At 74.3% G+C, this 17,989-nt stretch carries 16 protein-coding genes and 1 pseudogene; 8 read left to right on the top strand and 9 right to left on the bottom strand.

Annotated elements, in window-relative coordinates; genetic code table 11:
• Positions 1-9 precede the first annotated feature (9 nt).
• Entirely contained in the window at positions 10-3,150 is a 3,141-nt protein-coding gene (locus AB0E19_RS04785) for a caspase family protein (protein WP_362173266.1), read from the bottom strand.
• A complete protein-coding gene (locus AB0E19_RS04780) occupies positions 3,147-4,016 on the bottom strand; it encodes a hypothetical protein (RefSeq protein WP_362173263.1) in 870 nt (289 codons plus the stop codon). The genes AB0E19_RS04785 and AB0E19_RS04780 overlap by 4 nt, the downstream gene beginning before the upstream one ends.
• A gap of 245 nt (positions 4,017-4,261) precedes the next feature.
• On the opposite strand from AB0E19_RS04780, the gene AB0E19_RS04775 reads away from it, so the two are divergent.
• Entirely contained in the window at positions 4,262-4,861 is a 600-nt protein-coding gene (locus AB0E19_RS04775) for a HutD family protein (protein ID WP_362173260.1), read from the top strand.
• Here the strand turns inward: AB0E19_RS04775 and AB0E19_RS04770 are convergent.
• Positions 4,855-6,066 carry a pyridoxal phosphate-dependent aminotransferase gene (locus AB0E19_RS04770; RefSeq protein WP_362173256.1) on the bottom strand — a complete coding sequence of 404 codons (1,212 nt, stop codon included), beginning with the start codon at positions 6,064-6,066 and terminating at the stop codon, positions 4,855-4,857. The two genes, AB0E19_RS04775 and AB0E19_RS04770, sit on opposite strands and share 7 nt — an antisense overlap.
• 110 nt (positions 6,067-6,176) lie before the next feature.
• Here AB0E19_RS04770 and AB0E19_RS04765 point away from each other — a divergent pair.
• From AB0E19_RS04765 to AB0E19_RS04750, 4 genes and pseudogenes are all read left to right on the top strand, one after another.
• A pseudogene (locus AB0E19_RS04765) lies at positions 6,177-6,530 on the top strand (helix-turn-helix domain-containing protein); the annotation flags it as partial.
• A 93-nt stretch (positions 6,531-6,623) separates the two neighbouring features.
• A complete protein-coding gene (locus AB0E19_RS04760; protein ID WP_362173253.1) occupies positions 6,624-6,842 on the top strand; it encodes a hypothetical protein in 219 nt (72 codons plus the stop codon).
• A gap of 141 nt (positions 6,843-6,983) precedes the next feature.
• On the top strand, positions 6,984-7,271 hold the full coding sequence (locus tag AB0E19_RS04755) for a hypothetical protein (RefSeq protein WP_362173250.1): 288 nt from the start codon (positions 6,984-6,986) through the stop codon (positions 7,269-7,271).
• A 202-nt stretch (positions 7,272-7,473) separates the two neighbouring features.
• A complete protein-coding gene (locus AB0E19_RS04750) occupies positions 7,474-8,679 on the top strand; it encodes an MFS transporter (protein ID WP_362173247.1) in 1,206 nt (401 codons plus the stop codon).
• On the opposite strand, the gene AB0E19_RS04745 is transcribed toward AB0E19_RS04750, so the two are convergent.
• The 3 genes from AB0E19_RS04745 to AB0E19_RS04735 are packed head-to-tail and all read right to left on the bottom strand — an operon-like array spanning position 8,657 to position 10,627.
• A complete protein-coding gene (locus AB0E19_RS04745) occupies positions 8,657-9,526 on the bottom strand; it encodes a class I SAM-dependent methyltransferase (protein WP_362173244.1) in 870 nt (289 codons plus the stop codon). The genes AB0E19_RS04750 and AB0E19_RS04745 overlap by 23 nt on opposite strands.
• 56 nt (positions 9,527-9,582) lie before the next feature.
• Positions 9,583-10,026, bottom strand: coding sequence for a hypothetical protein (locus AB0E19_RS04740; protein WP_362173241.1), 444 nt, complete (start codon positions 10,024-10,026; stop codon positions 9,583-9,585).
• A 4-nt stretch (positions 10,027-10,030) separates the two neighbouring features.
• Positions 10,031-10,627 (bottom strand): SRPBCC family protein, encoded by a 597-nt coding sequence (locus tag AB0E19_RS04735; protein WP_362173238.1) that lies wholly within the window; start codon positions 10,625-10,627, stop codon positions 10,031-10,033.
• Between the two features lie 103 nt (positions 10,628-10,730).
• Between AB0E19_RS04735 and AB0E19_RS04730 the strand changes: the two genes are divergently transcribed.
• Positions 10,731-11,399, top strand: a complete 669-nt coding sequence (locus AB0E19_RS04730; RefSeq protein WP_362173235.1) for a DNA alkylation repair protein — start codon at positions 10,731-10,733, stop codon at positions 11,397-11,399.
• Positions 11,400-11,605: 206 nt separating this feature from the next.
• Here the strand turns inward: AB0E19_RS04730 and AB0E19_RS04725 are convergent, their stop codons facing one another.
• A complete protein-coding gene (locus AB0E19_RS04725; protein ID WP_362173231.1) occupies positions 11,606-12,490 on the bottom strand; it encodes an aldo/keto reductase in 885 nt (294 codons plus the stop codon).
• Positions 12,491-12,504: 14 nt separating this feature from the next.
• Positions 12,505-13,443 carry an NAD-dependent epimerase/dehydratase family protein gene (locus tag AB0E19_RS04720; protein WP_362173228.1) on the bottom strand — a complete coding sequence of 313 codons (939 nt, stop codon included), beginning with the start codon at positions 13,441-13,443 and terminating at the stop codon, positions 12,505-12,507.
• 126 nt (positions 13,444-13,569) lie between these two features.
• Here AB0E19_RS04720 and AB0E19_RS04715 point away from each other — a divergent pair, with 126 nt between their 5' ends.
• Together AB0E19_RS04715 and AB0E19_RS04710 are read left to right on the top strand one after the other, a co-directional pair.
• A complete protein-coding gene (locus AB0E19_RS04715) occupies positions 13,570-14,478 on the top strand; it encodes a LysR family transcriptional regulator (protein ID WP_362173225.1) in 909 nt (302 codons plus the stop codon).
• Between the two features lie 235 nt (positions 14,479-14,713).
• Positions 14,714-16,954: a glycoside hydrolase family 9 protein gene (locus AB0E19_RS04710; protein ID WP_362173222.1), complete on the top strand. Its 2,241-nt coding sequence runs from the start codon at positions 14,714-14,716 to the stop codon at positions 16,952-16,954.
• Here the strand turns inward: AB0E19_RS04710 and AB0E19_RS04705 are convergent.
• Positions 16,951-17,967, bottom strand: coding sequence for a helix-turn-helix domain-containing protein (locus AB0E19_RS04705; RefSeq protein WP_362173219.1), 1,017 nt, complete (start codon positions 17,965-17,967; stop codon positions 16,951-16,953). The genes AB0E19_RS04710 and AB0E19_RS04705 overlap by 4 nt on opposite strands.
• Between the last annotated feature and the right edge of the window lie 22 nt (positions 17,968-17,989).

The raw sequence follows: 17,989 nt of genomic DNA, 5'->3' as shown, positions 1-17,989 counted from the left end.
GCGTGCGGTTCATGGCGTGATGCGGACGAGGCCCTCGGCGGTGCCGACGAGGATCCGGCCGTCCCTGTGCAGGTCCACCGAGTGGACGTCGAGACCGATGTCGAAGTGCCGGGCCGGACCCGCACCGGTGGGGGACGAGAGCCGGATGTCGCCGTGGACCCCCGCGCTGACCAGCACCTGCGTGCTTCCCACGGTGCACAGGCGCAGTTCGCCGACACCGCTCGCGTGTTCCGTGATCCAGCGATGGGTGCGGCCGTCCCAGGCCGTCCACCGGACCGAACCGTCACCGGCCCCCGTGTAGACGCCGTGGGCGTCGGAGGCGATCTTCACCAGTCCGCGCTTCTGCGGCGGTTCGAAGGCGTGCAGGCGCTGCCCGTCGCCGTCCCACACGACCACCTCCCGGGCCGTGCGCGCCGCCACCCGGACTCCGGCGGCGGTCACCGCGCCCGTGGCTCCGCCCAGGCGGAGCCCCGGCCGGTCGACGCGACCGCCGGTGACCTTCGCCCTCCGCCGGTGCCACCCCTCGCTGCCGACGATCAGCAGGTCCGGCCCGACCTGGAAGCAGCTGTGGACGGGACCGGGCAGATCCAGATCCGGGATCTCCATCCCCCTGCGGTCCCCCAGGAGCGAGACCCATGCCCCGCCCGTGAGGTCCCCGACGAACAGTGCGGGCAGGCCCTGGTAGTCGATGACCGAAGAGGTGGTGATCCGCGGCGGGGCCTTCGCGCGGCTCCGCACCCATGCGGGATCGGGCTCGAACACGGTCCAGGCGGTGTCGTCGGCGTCGCCCGGCCGGTGGAGGACGGTGCTGCCGGTCAGCGCCAGTTCACCACCGTCGGGAAGGCAGTGGACCATCTTGACGCCCCGTTCCTCCGGGAGGTCGCGGTCCTCCGGCTCCGGGAGCGGGGACGGCGGCCGGCAGGCGACGGCCACGGCCTGCCAGCCCGAGGCGTACGCACGGGCCCGCCGGGCGAGTTCGTCCAGGGCGCGCACCTGGGCGTGGAGCGCGAGGCGGGCCAGGGTGTGCCCGTCGGGCTGCCACCGCGAGCCCGTCAGCTCCCGGCACAGGGCCCGGACCTTGGCCGCCCGGTCGTCGGTGGACTCCTGGAGGTGGCCCAGGGTCCGGTACAGCGCCTCGCCGTTCATGGCGAGCAGGAACTCGGGATCGTCGAGGAACTCGTCGAGTCGGCCGGCGAGGCGTGCGTGGTGCGGGAGGTGTTCGCGGGTGTACTGGTCGGCTCCGGACCAGTCGCGCTGTCCCGACGGCAGCAGGGGGAGCTGCTCGGTCATCGCCTGGACGAACCACTCGTGGTACTGGCGCGTGTCGGCGGACTCGGCCAGGTAGCCGGCGGTAGGAGGGCGGATGAGCCTCCAGCCGTGACTGTTCATGCCGTCCTCCGGGACGTCGAGGTGGTCCCCCGCCTCCGCGCACACGTCGTCGATGGCCGCCGGGCCCGCCGTGGGTCTGCCGGCCTTGCGGACCACCGCGGCCCACAGCCGTCCGTCGGCCGGGAGCCCGTCGCCGTGCGCCAGAGCGACCGGCAGGAGCAGGTCCCGGGCCCAATGGGGATCGTCGTCGTCGCGGTCGCGGCTGAGCCGTTGGAGCGCGTCGAGGAAGAGGTCGGTGTTGGACCGCTCGGCCTGGACCCTGGCGGTCGCGGGGTCCTGGCCGCTGGTGTCGAGGGCGAAGAGGTAGGCGCGGAGCCAGGACCGGCCGGCGGCCGCGGCCGTGGCGAGCGCGATGTCGCGCACCGACCGGGCGCTCGTGGTCGACCACCGGGTGCCCTCGCGGTTCCTGAGGACGTGTTCCACGAGCTCGACCAGGTCGGCCTCGTCGAAGTACGCGTCCGCGTCGAGGTCGACGACCGGCCCGTCGAAGCCGTCCGGCACCTCGCTGGTGGCCATGACGACCCGGGTCCGGGGCTGTGCGGCCAGGGGGACGAGGAGGGTGCTGTGGAGGAGCTCGGGTTCCTGGCTCGCGTCCACGGAGTCGAAGACGAGGCGGAGCCCCCGGTCGCCGAGGGCCTCCACCGGATCGACGCCGTCCTCCTGGTCGGCCGGAGCGAGGCGGGCCAGCTTGGACATCACGGAGGCCACGCTCTGGCCGCGGACGTCGAGGAGCAGGTCGACGCAGCCGTCGGGCGCGGCGGCGGGCGCTCGCGTCCCGGTGGGCAGCGGACGCTCCGGGGACGACGAGACGTGGATCCAGTCGAGGAGTACGGACTTCCCGGAGCCCTGCCCGCCGATGACGACGAGCGGCGCCCCCGGCTCCGCCGTCGGCGCTTCGACCAGATGGGAGGTGACGTCCTGGACGGCTCGGGCGCGCCCGCAGAAGACCCAGCCGTTGCGGTCGTTCGCCTCGGGCGGCCGCCGGACCGGGCGGCGGGGGTTGTGCCGGGGGTTGCGGAAGGCCCGGGTCTCCTCCCGAGGGGGGAACCAGTCGGGCAGCTGGGGCTCCCGGGGGTTCTTGGACCCCTTCCGCATGCGCTCCTTCAGCTCCGCGAAGAGCTTGTAGGCACCGAGGTACTCCTCGTCGTCTCCGGCGCGGGTGTTGCGCAGGGCGCCCGCGAAGGCGTCGGCGAAGTGCATCTGCTGGGCGTCGGTGGTGCCGTCCGTGGAACTGATCAGCGTGAGCAGAGGCAGGTCGGCACTCTTCGCGCCCTGCTTGCGCACCTCCTCCGCCAGCCGTTCGATCGCCAGGCCCGACCGGCAGGCGTCGAACAGGACGACGACCTCGCGCGGACGGGGGCGGCCGTCCGCGCCGGGAAGGATGATCGACATCAGCTTGGCGGCGTCCAGCATGCTCGCCCGCCTGGTGCTCGTGCTGTCGTGGGCGGCGAGCAGGCCGTCCCGGTCGCCGATGTCGACGCCGTGTCCGGAGTAGTAGAAGAGCAGGACGTCGGGGGGTGTGCCGTCGTCGCCCTCCAGGGCCGTCTCGAAGCCGTGCTCCAGGTCCGCGACCCCGGGATCGGTCTGCGAGCAGCGATGGATGGTGAAGCCGGCCTCGGCCAGGACGGCCCGCATCATCCGCAGCTCGTCGGGCACGCGAGCCAGCGGCTTCAGTCCTTCCCCGAACGTACTGGTCCCGGAGACGAGCGCCACCCGGACGAGGTCCGACGGCCTGCGGGCCGCGTGCGGAGCCGTCGTCACCGGTCGGTGGCCGGCAGCGCCCTGGCGACGGCCTCGGCCACCTCTTCGGTCGTGAGGTAGCGGAGCACGGAGTGGCTGCCGAAGAAGTACTTGCCGGGCCTGTGCCAGGGAAGGTTGACGACGGGGCGGTCGTCGACGTCGCCGAAGGCGGGCGCGAGGTGCTTGACCAGGGCGATGGGATCGTCCTTGGCGGCCACGTTGACCCAGCGCTCGACGGGCGGCAGCGCGTCGCCCGCGGAGGGCGGCGACGGCAGCAGCCGGTCCTGGACCGCGCGCAGCCCCAGGGGGGAGCCGAGGCTGATGAAGGTGTGCACGTTCCACTCGGGGTGGGCGCGGAGCGCCTCGTAGGCCACGACGGAGCCGAGGGAGTGCCCGATGACGACCCGGGTCTCCGGGGTCACGACCCGCGCGAAGCGCTGCTGCGCGCAGGCCCGGACGGTGTCGGAGGCGTCGAGATACCGGCGGACCTGCCGGATCATCCAGATGACGGTACGCCCCATGGGCTTGCCGAGCCCCTCGTACCGCTCCAGGCGGCGCAGGGCGATCTGGCCGATGCCCTTGCCGTCGGCCAGGGGGGCGTCGGTCCCCTCGGCGAACGCCTCCAGGAGCTCCAGTTCGAACGGGTCGCGCACGTCGCCGATCTTGAACGAGGGGATGTCCGCCAGCTCGTCGTCGGCGCCGACGCTCTTGGTGTCCCGGCTGCGGAAGCAACTGCCGTAGTACACGGCGGCCACGTCCGCCGCGTCCGGCACCGGGTGCGCGGCGTCCGTCATGCCCACCCGCAGGGCGTCGTACCACTCGGTCAGCATCGTCTCGGCGTGCTTGTACTGGTAACCGATGCCGTGACAGACGACCACACGCGACATTGCGCCCCCCTCGTGCCCCGGCCGCAGCGCCGGACCAGAAGACCTGAGGGACCATCATGCCGCATTTCCCGGCGGCGGTTAACTGCTACGTACGTTCGGTCGGAGCGTGTGCCGGATGGTGTGCCGAGGCGGCGCGGGAGGGGGTGCCGAGGCGTGCGGGACGCGTGCCGGGAAGGGCCGCCCGGGGCGTCGCGGGTTAGGATCCTGCGGCCCTTCGACCGCCCCGTGGACCAGGAGTCAGCCCTATGCACCGCTTCGATGTCGAGACCCTGGCGGCGGGACGGTGGCGGAACGGCGGGGGCGTGACGCGGGAGATCGTCTCCTGGCCGGCGGGGGCCGCGGACTTCGCATGGCGGGCGAGCGTCGCCGACATCGAGGCGGACGGGCCGTTCTCGGCGTTTCCCGGGGTCGACCGGACGTTCACGCTGCTCGCGGGCGGGGGCGTGCGGCTGACGGCGCCGGGGGGTTTCGACCGGACGGCGCGGCAGGGGGAGCCGCTCGCCTTTCCCGGTGACCTGGAGCTCACCGCCGAGCTGGTCGCGGAACCGCCCGGGGGCGCCTGCCGCGTGCTGAACCTCATGGTGCGGCGGGGGCGCTGGACGGTCCGGGTGGAGCGCGTCACCGGTGCCGTCGCACCGCCGGCCGGTCACGCCGGGGTGCTCCTCGTGCGGCGCGGGCTCTGGCGTGCCGGCGGGGAGGAGCACCCACTGTCCGCGGGGCGGGGCGTGTGGTGGGGAGGGGGCGAGGGCGTCGGGGGAGAGGGCGTCGGGGGAGAGGGACTCGTGCCGCTGTCCTCCGAGGCCGTCGCCCTGTGGGCGGATCTCGCGCCGGCGCCCGGTTACTGACGGTACGTCGAGAGGAAGCGGCCGATGCGGTTGATGGCCGTCTCCAGGTCGTCGGCGCGCGGCAGCGTGACGAAGCGGAAGTGGTCGGGGCGCGGCCAGTTGAAGCCGGTGCCCTGCACGATGTGGATCTTCTCGCGCAGCAGCAGGTCGAGGACGAGCCGTTCGTCGTCGACGATCTTGTGCACGGCCGGGTCCAGCTTGGCGAAGGCGTAGAGGGCGCCCTTGGGCTTGACGCAGCTGACGCCCGGGATCTCGTTCAGCGCCTGCCAGGCGACGTCGCGCTGCTCGGTGAGCCTGCCGGTCGGCAGGGTCAGGTCGTGGATCGTCTGGTGGCCGCCGAGCGCGGCCTGGACGGCGTACTGCGCCGGCACGTTGGGGCACAGGCGCATGCCGGCCAGCATGGTCAGCCCCTCCAGGTAGTCCGCGGCCTGGTCCTTGGGGCCGGAGACGACCAGCCAGCCGCTGCGGAAACCGGCCACCCGGTAGGACTTGGAGAGGCCGTTGAAGGTGAGCGTCAGGACGTCGTCGGCGAGCGCGGCGAGGCAGTGGTGCTCGGCGCCGTCGTAGAGGATCTTGTCGTAGATCTCGTCGGCCAGCACCATCAGGCCGTGGCGGCGGGCGAGTTCGAGGATCCCTTCCAGGAGCTCCTTCGAATAGACCGCGCCCGTGGGGTTGTTGGGGTTGATGACGACGATGGCCTTGGTGCGGTCGGTGATCTTCGACGCGATGTCGTCCAGATCGGGGAACCAGTCCGCGTCCTCGTCGCACAGGTAGTGCACGGCCCGGCCGCCGGCGAAGCGCACGACCGCCGTCCACAGCGGGTAGTCGGGCATCGGCACGAGGACCTCGTCGCCGTCGTCCACCAGTGCCTGCACGGCCATCTGGATCAGCTCGGAGGCGCCGTTGCCGAGGTAGACGTCGTCGACGGTCACGCCCGTGACGCCGCGCTGCTGGTAGTACTGCATCACCGCGCGCCGGGCCGGCAGGATGCCCCGGGAGTCGCTGTAGCCGTGCGCGCGGGGCAGGTTGCGGATGATGTCCTGGAGGATCTCCTCCGGCACCTCGAAGCCGAACGGCGCGGGGTTGCCGGTGTTCAGCCGCAGGACGCTGTGACCCGCCTCCTCCAGGGCGTTGGCCTGGTCGACGACCGGGCCACGGATCTCGTAGCACACGTCCTTCAACTTGCTGGACTGTCGAAACGTCATCTGCGGCCTCCCGACCGTCACTGTCACCACCGTCATCCGCGCCGCTGCGGTTACTTTGTTCTACCAAGTACCCACTTGGAAAGTCCAACCTTTTGGCTATGCTGGCCACCATGCCACGCCGAAGCTACGACCAGTACTGCGCCGTCGCCCGAGCCCTCGACGCGGTGGGGGAGCGCTGGAGTCTGCTGATCGTCCGGGAGCTGCTGCACGGCCCGCGGCGGTACACCGACCTCCACGCCGACCTCCCCGGCGTCTCCACCGACATCCTCGCCGGCCGGCTCAAGCAGCTGGAGGGCGAGGAACTGGTCGAGCGACGCCGCCTGGAGCGGCCCGCCAACGGGACCGTCTACCAGCTCACCGCGCGCGGGGCGGAACTCCGCCCGGTCGTCGAGGCCCTGGCCGCCTGGGGCCTCGACGCGCTCGGCACCCCCCGCCCGACGGACGCCGTCCGCACCCACTGGTACACCGGGGCGTGACGGCGAGGGAACCTTTCCTCCCTCCGCGCCGTCCTTCCTTTCGAAACGGTGATCCATCGTGTGCGAGCCGAGCGAGGTGCCATGCGGACGAACGACCCGAACACCCTGGAGACCACCCTGGCCGACGGCCGGCGGATGACCCTCTCCCTGCCCGCCACGGACGCCGGCTGGGCCGCCGACGGGCTGGCCGCGCTGCGCCCCGTGCGCCCCACCCACACCGGCCGCGGCGAGGAGCCGCCCGCCCTGCCCGAGCGCCCCGCCCTCCCCATGGAGGTCGCCCTCCTGGGCTTCGGGATCTAGCAGCCCCGGCTCCGGCGCCCCGGCTCCGGCGCCCCGGCTCCAGCGCCCCTCCGGGGCGGCGGAGCGGGTGCCGTGGCCGGCCCGCCGTGGTGTGCTGGAAGGCGAGGGGGGCGGACCGTCGCCTCACGAGGAGGAAGGGTCATGGCGATCCTCGTCCACGCCGTCCTCGACGGAGTCACCACGGAGCAGTACGACACCCTCAACGCCCGGCTCCAGTCGACCCCCGAGATCTTCGACGGATGCATCTCGCACGCGTGCGTGCCGACCGAGAGCGGCCTGGAGATCTTCGACCTCTGGGAGAGCGAAGAGCGGATGAAGGCCTTCGCCGACAGGATGATGCCCATCGCGACCGGCCTCGGCTGGCCGGAAGGACCGAGGCCGCGCGTGGCGGAAGTCCACCACCACTGGGTACCGGGCGCCGGCGGCTGACGCGGGCGGCTGACGGCCGCCGCACGGCCGCGGCCCCCGGCCGGGCCCGTACGGCGGACTCCTCACACCCGCCGCACGACGGCGCACGCGTACGCGCACCCGTCGTCGTACGCGCACCCGTCGTCGTACGCGTACGACAACGGTGTGGCCGGCCTGCCGCGCTGCCCGTGCCCGACGGGACGGGCGGGTTACGGTCGCCGGTATGGCCGATGATCGACGCGGATGGCTGCGGTGTCTGCTCGCCGGAGCGGTGTTCGTGGTGTGCATGGCCGGCACCACGCTCCCCACCCCGCTCTACCCCCTCTACCAGGAGGAGTTCGGCTTCTCCGAACTCACCGTCACCGTGGTGTACGCCGTGTACGCCTTCGGCGTCCTCGCCGTGCTCCTCCTCGCCGGCAACGCCTCCGACACCATCGGCAGACGCCCCACCCTGAGCTGGGGCCTCGCCTTCGCCGCCGCGAGCGCCGTCTGCTTCCTCTGCGCCGACGCCCTCGGCTGGCTGTACGCGGGCCGGCTGCTCTCCGGCCTCTCCGCGGGCCTCTTCACCGGCGCCGCCACCGCCTACGTCATCGAGCTGGCCCCGCCCGGCGGCACCGCCCGCGCCACCCTCGTCGCGACCGCCGCGAACATGGGCGGCCTCGGCTGCGGCCCCCTCCTCGCCGGACTCCTCGCCGAGTACGCCCCCGAGCCCCTGCTGCTGCCGTTCGCCGTCCACCTGGCCCTCGTCGCGCTCTCCGCCCTGGTGCTGCGGTGGCTGCCCGAGACGGTGGAGGAACGCCGGCCCCTCAGCGCCGTACGCCCCCGCAGACCCGCCCTGCCGGCCCGCGTCCGGGCGGTGTTCGTGCCCGCGGCCGTCGCCTCCTTCGTGGGCTTCGCCCTCTTCGGCGTCTTCACCTCCGTCAGCCCCGCCTTCCTCGCCCGCTACCTCCACGTCGACGACCACGCCGTCAGCGGCCTCGTCGTCGCCCTCGCCTTCTTCGCCTCCACCGCCGGGCAGGTCGGCGCCGGCCGCGTCGGCGCCGACCGCTCACTGCCGCTGGGCTGCGCCGTCCTCTTCGCCGGACTGCTCCTGCTCGCCCTCGCCCTCGCCACCGACCACCTGCTCTTCATCGTGCTCGCCGCCCTCGTCGGCGGCACCGGCCAGGGCCTCGCCTTCCGCGCCGCGCTCTCCGCGGTCGCCGCCGCGTCGCCGCCCGACCAGCGGGCCGCCGTCATCTCCTCGCTCTTCGTCGCCGCGTACACCGGCATCTCCCTCCCGGTGATCGGCGTCGGCCTCCTGGCCGACCCCCTCGGCCTGGAGGGCGCGGGACTCGTCTTCATCGCCTGCATGCTGGTCCTCGTCGCCACCGCCGGCGCCTACCTCCTGCGGCGCGCCCGCGCCGGGACTAGCGCCGGCCCCACACCGTGAGCATCCCGGCCGACAGCGCCGCGCACTCCTCCGACTCCAGATAGCGCACCGCCTCGTCGAGGCCCGCGTCGTCCACCAGGCCCGTCGCCACCATCGCCGCCCTGCTCCGCTCCCAGGTGTCCGCCCAGAACCGGCTGATGGGGCTGCCCGGCAGCAGCGGCGGCACATGGATCTCCGCGCCCACCCGCCGCAGCCCGGCGGCCCGCAGCCACGCGGGGGAGGACGGTACCCAAGAGACGTCGGTGCCGATCGTGTCCCGCAGCCCCCGCCACATCGCCCGCATCGCCCGGGTGTACGGCGTCTCCGGCGCCACCCCGCTCGTCAGGTCGACGGCGTCGCTCAGCACCAGCACCCCGCCGGGCTCGACCAGCTCGGCGAGCCGGGCCACCATCCGCTCCCGCCCGGGCAGGTGCATCAGCACGAACCGCGCGTGCACCAGCCGGAACCGCCCGGGAGCGAAGTCCGGGGCCGTCACATCCGCTTCCCGTACGTCGAGCCCCGGCACGGGCCGTTCGGCGAGGAACCGCACGTCCCGGTCGACCGCGAGCACACCCTCCACGCCCGCTTCCGTGAGCAGCCGCCGGGACACCGTGCCCGTCCCGGCCCCCACGTCGAGGCAACGCCAACCGGGCCCGGCCCCGAGCGCCCTCAGCCGCGTCAGGGTGACGTCGTCGTAGGCGAGCGCCCCGTAGTCGATCCGCCGCCCCTCGCCCGCCGCCTCCGGCGGGAACACGTCCTCCCCGTACCGCCCGCCCCCACCGGCTCGGGACGGCCGAGGGTCGGGGCCGGGGTCGGGGCCGGGTTCGGGTTCGGGGCCGGGTTCGGGTTCGGGTCCACGCGATTCCATGCACCGATCGTGCGCCGCCCCGGTCACCCGGCCCCCGCCCGAGGCGGCCGTTCGGCTCAAGCGGCGTCCGGGGCCGTCCGGGCCTCGGGCGTCCCCGTCAGATGGACGAGCATCAGCGCGTGGTCCGCGCGCGCCAGCTCGTGGCCCTGCCCGTCGGTCAGCCGCCCGGTGACCCGGTAGAGGCCGCAGTGGGCCCGTCCGACCGGCATCCGCCGGGGCGGCAGCCGCACCTCGTACGGCCCGCCGCGGCGGAAGCCGCCGAGCGGCGTCCGGGTGGTGACCGGCGGCTGCTCGCCCCCGGTGCGCCGCTCCTCGAAGGCGAGCCCGTCGACCGCCCGGCCCACCAGGAAGGTCAGGCCGACGCTCACCACCGCGCCCTCCGGGACCACCAGCGGACCGGCCTCCTCGGCCGGGCCGTCCAGGCCCACCACGAGCCGTCCCCGCTCCTCCGTGTGCAGGGACACGTCGAGGAGCCGGAAGCCCGGTCCGGAGCCGCTCACGGTGTCACGGTCCGTCGTCGTGGGGCGGTGGGGCGTCACGCCGCGGCATACCGCCGGGCGCGGCCCGGGGCATGCCGCCCGCCGGCCTGTCGTCGCCCGGTGGCATCCGGTACTCCGGCAGGTCCGCGCCCGGCTCGGCAGCGGAGCTGTCGGCGGGGCGGAGCCGTCCGCGCCAGCCGCCCGTCGCCCGCTCGCGGTCCTCGATGAAGTCCTTGAACCGGTGCAGGTCGCCCTCGACCCGCTGCTCCACGAAGCCCATCGCCTGCGCGGCCCGGTCGGCCAGGCCGGAGGTCTCCACCTCCATCCTGAGCCGCACGAGGGTGTGCGCGTCGTCGACCCGTTCGAAGGTGACGACGCCCCTCTGCCGCACGTCCCCGCCGACCGTCCGCCAGGCGATCCGCTCGTCGGGGAGCTGGTCGACGATCTCCGTGTCGAACTCGCGGCTCGCGCCCGCGACCTTGGTCCGCCAGTGGCAGAGCCGGTCGTCGAGCTGCCGGACCTCCTCGACCCCGTCCATGAAACGCGGAAACTCCTCGAACTGCGTCCACTGGTCGTAGACCCGGCGCAGCGGGGCCTCCACCTCGATCGTGTCGTACACCATCCCGGTCATCTCCCTGTTCCCGGCGCGGCTACCCGCGCCGGGAACCCGTAACCCTCGGACCGTAGGGTGAGGGCGGTACGCGAGGAGAGCGCAGGAGGACCGGATGGCCGGGGAGACGGTGGACGAGGTGCTGGCCGAGCTGGCCGCCCTGGAGGACCCCCGGACGCGCGAGGTCAACGCGCGGCGCGGTGACGACCACGGGGTGAACCTCGCCAGGCTGCGCGCGGTCGCCAAGCGGCTCGGGCCCCGGCACGAGCTCGCCCGCGAGCTGTGGGCGACCGGGGACACCGCCGCCCGGCTCCTCGCCACGCTCGTCTGCCGCCCCAAGGAGTACGGGCGCGACGAGCTCGACGCGATGCTCCGCGAGGCACGTGCCCCCAAGGTCCACGACTGGCTCGTGAACCACGTCGTGAAGAAGAGCCGCCACACCGAGGAGCTCCGCCTGGCCTGGCGCGCCGACGCCGACCCCGTCGTCGCGAGCGCCGGCTGGGCGCTCACCACCGAGCGGGTCGCGAAGCGGCCCGACGGCCTCGACCTCGACGGCCTCCTCGACACGGTCGAGGCGGAGATGAAGGACGCCCCCGACCGGCTCCAGTGGGCGATGAACCACTGCCTCGCCCAGATCGGCATCGAACACCCCGCCCTGCGCGAACGGGCCCTCGCCATCGGGGAACGCCTGGAGGTCCTCAAGGACTACCCGACCCCCAAGGGCTGCACCTCCCCCTACGCCCCCGTCTGGATCACCGAGATGGTCCGCCGCCGCGAGGGCTAGGCCGTTTCTTTCGGATCATGCCGGGCTCGCGTCGCCTGGCACGCGCGCTCGCCGCGTTGTCGTCGGTCGCCGATGCTCCGCATGGACTCCCTCCTCCGCCTTGCGACCGCACGCACCAGACGCCGCTCCCTGATCCGGCCTGATCCGAAAGAAACGGCCTAGGCCGGAAGCGGCAGCGGCCCCGGCAGGTGCCCGTCGTCGGGGTCTCAGCCCGGCTGATCGCCGTCCAGTTCCCTCAGCTCGCGCGGGTCCAGCGTGAGCTCCGCCGCCTCGGCGGAGTCGGTGATGGACGCGGGGCGGGTTGCTCCCGGTACCGGGAGCATCGCGGGGGAGCGGGCCAGGAGCCAGGCCAGGGCGACCCGCTGGGGGCTGACCTCGCGGTCGGCGGCGACGCGGTGGAAGGCCGTGCCGGCGGAGGTGGGGCCGGACGGGCCGTCGAGGGAGCTGCGGGAGATCCCGCCGAGGGGGCTCCAGGGCAGGAAGGCGAGGCCGAGCCGTTCGCACAGCCGCAGTTCGGGCTCGCTGTCGCGGACGGCGGGCGAGTACCGGTTCTGGACGGAGACGAGTCCGTCGCCGAGGATCCGGTGCGCCTCGTGGATCTGGTCGGTGGTGACGTTGGAGATGCCGGCGGCGCGGATCGTACCGGCGTCGAGCAGCTCGCGCAGGGCGCCGACGGAGTCCGCCCAGGGCACGGCAGGGTCCGGCTTGTGCAGCTGGTACAGGCCGATCGCGTCGGCGCCCAGGCGCCTCGCGGAGGCTTCGGCGGCCCGCTTCAGGCGGGCGGGGGTGGCGTCGACGGTCCAGCTGCCGTCGCCGGGGCGGCCGCGGCCGCCCTTGGTGGCCACCAGGACCCGGGAGGTGTCGCCGCCGTACCGGGCCAGGGCGCGGGCGATGAGCAGCTCGTTGTGGCCCATTTCGTCGGCGTGCCAGTGGTAGCTGTCGGCGGTGTCGAGGAGGGTGACGCCGGCGTCGAGGGCGGCGTGCAGGGTGGCGAGGGCCTGGTTCTCGTCCGGGCGGTGCTCGATGGACAGCGGCATGGCGCCCAGGCCGATGACGCTGACGGTGGTGTGGGCGAGGGCGCGGTAGCGCATGGGGACCTCGTTCGTCAGGGGGTGGGAGCGGGGGACACGGCGAGGGCCTCGGCGGCGGCGCCGGGCAGCCAGTCGGCGGTGCGGGAGAAGCGGAAGCCGAGCGCCTTCGCGCGGGCGTTGTCCATGGCGTAGTGGCGGTCGAAGGAGAACGGCGAGGCCTCGGCGCCCGCCGGGACGGTCCGGTACACGGCCTCCCGGCCGGCCGCGGCGGCCACGGTCCCGGCGAGGCCGTACACGTCGAGCGGGCCGTCGGAGCAGGCGTTGACCGGGCCGGTGAAGCCGGCCGTGGCCGCCCACTCCAGAAGCCCGGCCAGCTCCTCGTAGTGGAGGAAGACCGTGGGCAGCGCCCGCGCGTGCACGGCGATCTCCTCGCCCCGGGCGATCCGGCCGGCGTAGTGCGCCAGCCGGCCGGTGAACTCCCGCGCCCCGCCGCCGAGCACATGAGCGGCGCGCACGGTGGCGAAGGCGAAGCCGCCCGCGCGGGCGAGGACGGCCTCGGCCTGGCGCTTGCCCTCGGCGTAGTGCGCCTCCAGGTAGGCGTCGTCGTGCCAGGGGAGGTCCATGGCCACCCGCCAGACGGCCGGGTCCACGCTCTCCTCCGGCACGGGCGTCCCCGGGGGCACGGCGGGCAGGGCGGCGGTGGCGGGGTCGTAGACCTCGATCGTGGAGGTCATGACGTAGCGCCGGGTGCGGCCGGCGAAGGCGCGGGCGGCGACGGCGGCCTGGACGGGGGTGTAGCAGACCTGGTCCACCACGGCGTCGAAGGCCCGGCCGGCGAGGGCGGCGGTCAGGGCGGCCTCGTCGTCGCGGTCGACGACGAGGTGCTCGACGCCGGCGGGCGGCGCGGCGGAGCCCCGGTTGATCACGGTGACCCGGTGGCCCGCGCCGCGCAGGCGCTCGACCAGGAGCTTTCCGAAGTACCGGCTTCCGCCGATGACGCAGATCCTTTGCATGCCCCCATCCTGGAGACCTACCGTCATCAGCAGAAGTACCGATCTTCTGGATGCGTATGAAGGAAAACTGTCGATGAGGGAGGACTGTCGAGTCGATGAGGGAGGACCGTTGATGGGGGAAGACCGTTGATCGACGTGCAGCGGCTCCGTGTCCTGCGTGCCGTGGCGGAGCACGGCAGCTTCAACCGGGCGGCCGCGGCCCTCCACCTGACTCCCTCGGCCGTCTCCCAGCAGGTGGCCGCCCTGGAGCGCGGCCTCGGCGCCCAGGTGGTCGCGCGCAGCACCCGCGGTGTGACGCTCACCCGGGCCGGCCGGATCATGCTGGGCGCCGCCGAGTCCGTCGCCGCGGAGCTGGAGCACGCCCGGCAGCGGATCGCCGCGCTCGGCACCGGCCGCACCCAGCTGACCGTCGCCGCCTTCACCAGCGGCGGCAGGCTCCTGCTGCCCGCCGCCCTCACCCGGCTCATGGCGGACCATCCCCGCACCGTGCTCCACGTCAGGGAGGGCGAGCCCGAGGACACCCTGCCGCTGGTGCGCCAGGGCGCCGTGGACCTCGCCCTCGCCTACCACTTCGACGGTCCGCTCCCGGTCGGACCGGGCGCCGGTTCCGGCCTGGAGTGGACGCCGCTCCTGGAGGACCCGTTGCACGTCGTCCTGCCGCGGGGGCACCGGCTGGCCCGTCGCGACGCGCTCGACCTGGTGGACCTGGCGGCCGAACCCTGGGTGCTCGGCTGCCTGAAGACCGAGGCGTACCTGCGGCGCTTCGCCGAGCGCGCGGGCTTCGATCCGGAGATCCGCGGGACCACCACCGACTACTTCTTCGCCCGCTCCCTCGTCGCCGCGGGCATGGGGATCTCCCTGGTCCCCTCCGTCGCGCTCGTCCCCGAGGTCCCGGGGGTGCGCACCGTCCCGATCACGTCGCCGGGCCCGGTCCGGCACATCGGCGTCGCCACGCTCGGCGGCCGTGACCGGCCCGACGTCACCGCGCTCGTCCGGGCGCTGCGCGAGGAGGCGGCGCGGCACGGCGGGGGGTGAGCCGCCGGTGACGGACGGTGGACGGGCGCTTCCTCCGGGCCCGTTCGCGCCCGTCCGCGTCCCTCGGCGTCCGTCCGGGCCCGTCCGTGCCCGTTCGCGTCCGGACCGTTGACGGCCCCGCGCTCCGGCCACAAGGATGGCCCCACTCGCTTGGGAGCGCTCCCACCTCCGCCGAGAAGCGCGGCGGCGCAGGGGGGCGGGCGCGCTCCACCGACACCCCCACGAGGAGCGGACGTTGAACCGACGCAGAACCGCCCTGCTGTCCCTGACGGCCCTGCTGGCGGCCGGCCTGAGCGCCGTGCCCGCGGGCACGGCCGGGGCGGACGAGGTGGAGCAGATCGTGAACGGCGCCTTCGACGACGGCACCGCCCCCTGGTGGACGAGCGGTGTCACCGCCGGCCCGGCCGACGGCGGACTCTGCGCCGACGTGCCGGGCGGCACCGTGAACCGCTGGGACGCCGGGGTCGGCCAGAACGACCTCACGCTCGCCGCGGGAGAGACGTACCGCATCGCCTTCCGCGCCACCGGCACTCCGGCGGGCCACTCCGTCCGCGCCGTCGTCGGCCTCCAAGTCGCCCCGTACGACGCCTATTACGAGGTCGTGCCGCAGCTCAGCGTCTCCGGCGACAGCTACGCCTACACCTTCACCTCCCCGGTCGACACCACCCAGGGGCAGGTCGCCTTCCAGCTCGGCGGCGCCGCCGACGCCTGGCGGTTCTGCCTCGACGACGTCTCCCTCCTCGGCGGGGTGCCGCCGGAGAAGTACGAGCCCGACACCGGCCCCCGCGTCCGGGTCAACCAGGTCGGCTACCTGCCCCGGGGCCCCAAGAACGCCACCCTCGTCACCGAGGCGACCACCCGGCTCCCCTGGCGCCTCGACGACGCGGACGGCACGGCGGTCGCACGCGGCTGGACCGTGCCGCGCGGACTCGACGCCTCCTCCGGGCAGAACGTCCACTCCCTCGACTTCGGCCGGTTCCGGGAACGGGGAACGGACTTCACCCTCACCGTCGACGGCGAGACCAGCCACCCCTTCGACATCGGCACCGCCGCCTACGACCGACTGCGCCTGGACGCGGCGAAGTTCTACTACACCCAGCGCAGCGGCACGCCCATCCGCGAGGACCTGCGCCCCGGTTACGGCCGCGCGGCCGGCCACGTCGGCACCGCGCCCAACCAGGGCGACACCCGCGTCCCCTGCCAACCGGGCGTCTGCGACTACACCCTGGACGTCAGCGGCGGCTGGTACGACGCCGGCGACCACGGCAAGTACGTCGTCAACGGCGGCATCTCCGTCTGGCAGCTCCTCTCCACCCACGAGCGCGCCCGGCACGCCCGCACCGGCGACGCCGAGGCGCTCGGCGACGGCACCCTCGCCCTCCCCGAGAGCGGCAACGGCGTCCCCGACCTCCTCGACGAGGCCCGCTGGGAGCTGGACTTCCTCCTCAAGATGCAGGTCCCCGACGGCGAACCGCTCGCCGGCATGGCCCATCACAAGATCCACGACGAGCAGTGGACCGGGCTGCCGCTGCTGCCCTCCGACGACCCGCAGAAGCGCGAACTCCACCCGCCGACCACCGCCGCCACCCTCAACCTCGCCGCCACCGCCGCCCAAGCCGCGCGCGTCTACGAGGAGTTCGACCCCCGGTTCGCGGCCACCGCGCTGACCGCCGCCCGCAAGGCCTGGGCCGCCGCCCTCGCCCACCCCGACGTCCTCGCCTCCGAGAGCGACGGCGTCGGCGGCGGCACCTACGCCGACGCCGACGTCTCCGACGAGTTCTACTGGGCCGCTGCCGAGCTCTACCTCACCACCGGGGAAAGGCCGTTCAAGGACCACGTCCTCGCCTCGCCCGTCCACACCGCCGACATCTTCGGCGCCGTCGGCTTCGACTGGGCCAGGACGGCCGTCCCCGCCCGCCTCGACCTCGCCACCGTCCCCAGCCGCCTCCCCGGCCGCGACCGGGTCCGCGCCTCCGTCCGCGCCGGAGCCGACCGCTACCTGGCCACCCTCAAGGCCCACCCCTACGGCATGCCGTACGCCCCCGAGGGCCAGCGGTACGACTGGGGCTCCACCCACCAGATCCTCAACAACGCCGTCGTCCTCGCCACCGCCTACGACCTCACCGGCGCCGCCGCCTACCGCGACGGCGCCCTCCAGAGCATGGACTACGTCCTCGGCCGCAACGCCCTGAACCTCTCCTACGTCACCGGCTACGGCGAGGTCGGCGCCCGGAACCAGCACAGCCGCTGGTACGCCCACCAGCTCGACCCCGCGCTGCCGCACCCGCCCGCCGGCTCGCTCTCCGGCGGCCCGAACTCCAGCATCCAGGACCCGCTCGCCCAGGCGAAACTCCAGGGCTGCACCGGGCAGTTCTGCTACATCGACGACATCCAGTCCTGGTCCACCAACGAACTGACCATCAACTGGAACTCCGCCCTGACCTGGATGGCGTCCTTCGTCGCCGACCAGGCCTAGCCTGCCTCCGGCACCGCCCCCGCCCCCGCCCCCTGCGCCCGGAAGGCGCGCCGGTAGGCGGCGGGGGTGGTGCGCACGGCCTCGTGGAAGCGACGGCGGAGGTTCACCGCCGAGGAGAGGCCCACCCGGTGGGCGACGGTCTCCACCGGCAGGTCCGTCTCCTCCAGGAGGGCCCGGGCCGCCGCGATCCGCCGGTCGAGGAGCCAGCGTCCCGGGCTGATGCCCAGCTGCTCGCCGAAGCGCCGGGTCAGCGTGCGGGGCGAGACCCGGGCGCGGGCCGCCATGTCGGCGACGGACAGCGGCTGTTCGAGCCGCTCGCCCAGCCACTCCAGGAGCGGCGCCAGCGAGTCCGCCGCCGGCCCGGCCGCCGGTGGCTCGGCGTACTGGAGCTGGCAGCCCTCCCGGTGCGGCGGCATCACCAACCGCCGGGCGATCCGCGTCGCGTACCCGGCGCCCTGGTCCGCGCTCACCAGGTGCAGGCACAGGTCCACGCCGGCCGCGCCGCCCGCACTGGTGGCGACGTCGCCGTGGTCCACGTACAGCACCGCCGGGTCGACCCGCACCCGGGGGAATCGGGAGGCCAGTTCGGCGGCGCGGGACCAGTGGGTGGCTGCCCGCCGCCCGTCGAGGAGCCCGGCGGCGGCGAGCACGAACGCCCCCGCGCACAGGCCGACGACCCGTGCCCCGCGCGCGTGCGCCCGCCGCACCGCCGCGACCACGGCGGGCGGCACCTCGCTCCCGGCCCCGGGCCCCCACCCCGGCACCAGCACCGTGTCCGCGTCCTCCAGCGCGTCGAGCCCCGCGCCGACCAGGAGGTCGTAACCGGCCTCGGTGCGCACCGCCCCCGGCCGCTCCGCGCAGACCTCGAAGGCGTACCGCGCCGGCACCTCGGGCCCGTGGTCGCCGAGGACCGCGGACGCGCAGGCCAGCGGGAAGACCGGCTGCGGCGGCACCAGCAGCGCCACGACCCGGTGCGGGGCGGGGAGTTCGGACCGGGGCGGCGGCGAGGTCATGGCGCGAAAGTACCCCATCGTG

The sequence above is a fragment of the Streptomyces sp. NPDC047974 genome (genome assembly GCF_040653375.1).
Lineage (GTDB): Bacteria > Actinomycetota > Actinomycetes > Streptomycetales > Streptomycetaceae > Streptomyces.
Note: the sequence above shows the minus strand (reverse complement) of the source record. Positions and strands in the feature narration are given on the sequence as shown.

What these genes read in the sequence shown, in the direction of transcription:
- AB0E19_RS04730 (WP_362173235.1), top strand. Translation starts at nt 10,731, where the DNA reads ATGGCCGGGGAGACGGTGGACGAGGTGCTGGCCGAGCTGGCCGCCCTG.
- AB0E19_RS04735 (WP_362173238.1), bottom strand. Translation starts at nt 10,627, where the DNA reads ATGGTGTACGACACGATCGAGGTGGAGGCCCCGCTGCGCCGGGTCTAC.
- AB0E19_RS04760 (WP_362173253.1), top strand. Translation starts at nt 6,624, where the DNA reads ATGCGGACGAACGACCCGAACACCCTGGAGACCACCCTGGCCGACGGC.
- AB0E19_RS04705 (WP_362173219.1), bottom strand. Translation starts at nt 17,967, where the DNA reads ATGACCTCGCCGCCGCCCCGGTCCGAACTCCCCGCCCCGCACCGGGTC.
- AB0E19_RS04770 (WP_362173256.1), bottom strand. Translation starts at nt 6,066, where the DNA reads ATGACGTTTCGACAGTCCAGCAAGTTGAAGGACGTGTGCTACGAGATC.
- AB0E19_RS04775 (WP_362173260.1), top strand. Translation starts at nt 4,262, where the DNA reads ATGCACCGCTTCGATGTCGAGACCCTGGCGGCGGGACGGTGGCGGAAC.
- AB0E19_RS04750 (WP_362173247.1), top strand. Translation starts at nt 7,474, where the DNA reads ATGGCCGATGATCGACGCGGATGGCTGCGGTGTCTGCTCGCCGGAGCG.
- AB0E19_RS04720 (WP_362173228.1), bottom strand. Translation starts at nt 13,443, where the DNA reads ATGCAAAGGATCTGCGTCATCGGCGGAAGCCGGTACTTCGGAAAGCTC.
- AB0E19_RS04745 (WP_362173244.1), bottom strand. Translation starts at nt 9,526, where the DNA reads ATGGAATCGCGTGGACCCGAACCCGAACCCGGCCCCGAACCCGAACCC.
- AB0E19_RS04755 (WP_362173250.1), top strand. Translation starts at nt 6,984, where the DNA reads ATGGCGATCCTCGTCCACGCCGTCCTCGACGGAGTCACCACGGAGCAG.
- AB0E19_RS04725 (WP_362173231.1), bottom strand. Translation starts at nt 12,490, where the DNA reads ATGCGCTACCGCGCCCTCGCCCACACCACCGTCAGCGTCATCGGCCTG.
- AB0E19_RS04780 (WP_362173263.1), bottom strand. Translation starts at nt 4,016, where the DNA reads ATGTCGCGTGTGGTCGTCTGTCACGGCATCGGTTACCAGTACAAGCAC.